This window comes from Tamilnaduibacter salinus (genome assembly GCF_003096655.1).
GTDB classification, from domain to species: Bacteria; Pseudomonadota; Gammaproteobacteria; order Pseudomonadales; family Oleiphilaceae; genus Tamilnaduibacter; species Tamilnaduibacter salinus.
In genome coordinates this window covers 1-1,377 of record NZ_QEKQ01000022.1, presented here as the reverse complement: position 1 = coordinate 1,377, position 1,377 = coordinate 1, and the positions used below count along the sequence as shown (strand labels likewise).

The window sequence follows — 1,377 nt, the reverse complement described above, 5'->3', positions numbered from 1 at the left end:
AGGTTGCTGCCATATATCCGGCCTGTTGACGAGGCGGCGTTGCCGCCTCTGGCCCTGATGAGGATTCGCCGCGCGCCTGCCTAATCACTGAAGCGGCCTTAGAGCCAGTGGATTCCACAGGTTTCAGGTGCGCCGGTTTGACCTGTTGTGTCATCAAGCGTCCGTTGCCTTCGCAACCTTGGGTAAGACTCCTTCTTTCGGATCCGTCGCTTATCCTGGTTATTCATTTCTGAGACTGATTAACTCAGGCCCCTGCCAATATCCGTTTTTCTACCGATCGATAGTGCTCTTGCCTGGCCACAATGACCCAAGCCATACGGATGATCTTGTTCGCCACGGCGACAACCGCTCGGTTGTGACCTCGCCTGGCTTCCACCGCCAGAGCCCACTGACTCAGGGCGTCTTGCTTGTTCTTGGCCGTTCGCACCACCGCGCGTGCGCCATGAACCACCAAGGACCTTAAGTAGGCATCGCCTCGCTTGGTGATCCCGTACAACGACTGCTTACCACCAGTGCTGTACTGTTTCGGCACCAGACCCAGCGCTGCCGATGCATCCCGGCCACGCCGGAATTGCTGACCGTCGCCCATCCAGCTTTTGATGGCACTGGCGACAACTGGGCCAACACCGGGGACACCGGTCAACCGACGGCAGGTGCCGTCTTCTTTGGCCTGTTGTTGCACTTGCTCGTCGTACCACGCCTGCTCTTCAAGCGAGGCTTGGAGTCGACGCCACTGCCGGTTCAACAGCATGCGGAACCGAGTGCTTAAACCGTTTTCAGCGTCTTCGAGCAACTCAGGCACTCGTCGGCGAAACGCACTGACAGACTTCGGTACAGTTAGCCCATACTCCGCAAGAAGACCGCGCATCTGGTTCACCAGCCGAGTGCTCTCGACCTTGAGACTCCGGCGGATGGCATGAAATGCCTGATCGTCTTGTTGCTCGATGCTCTTTACCTTCACCGGATTAATTGCACCGTGAAGGCAAGCCTCAGCAATGGCTTGCGCATCGTTGTAATCGTTCTTCTGCCCCCGCAAATAGCCTTTAACGTGCTGTGGAGGCAATAGAGCTGGTTTGTGACCATGCTCTTCCAGCCAGCGGCCCCAGTAATGAGCGCTTCCGCAGGCTTCCAGAGCCACAGTCGCAGGCTCATGCTTCGCCAAGAACCGTTTCAAGCCATCCCGGCGGAAAGTTTTCCGGCGTTTTACATCGCCTCCGCGCCCCAACTCAATAACCGCGAAAGAGGCCTTTGCCAGGTCGATACCAATCACCGTATTGTTAGTCATGGTCTCCTCCTTAACTCGTAGATAGATGCCTCAACACCTATCTTGGCGCATAGCGACGCCGTTATGGAGTGGGGAGGAGACCATCCCATCTC

Annotated in this window: 1 protein-coding gene; it reads right to left on the bottom strand. The window is 56.9% G+C overall.

Annotated elements, in window-relative coordinates:
- Positions 1-244 precede the first annotated feature (244 nt).
- The gene (locus C8D92_RS15560) at positions 245-1,285 is read right to left on the bottom strand and encodes an IS110 family RNA-guided transposase (protein WP_116919950.1); all 1,041 of its coding nucleotides are present in this window, start codon (positions 1,283-1,285) and stop codon (positions 245-247) included.
- Between the last annotated feature and the right edge of the window lie 92 nt (positions 1,286-1,377).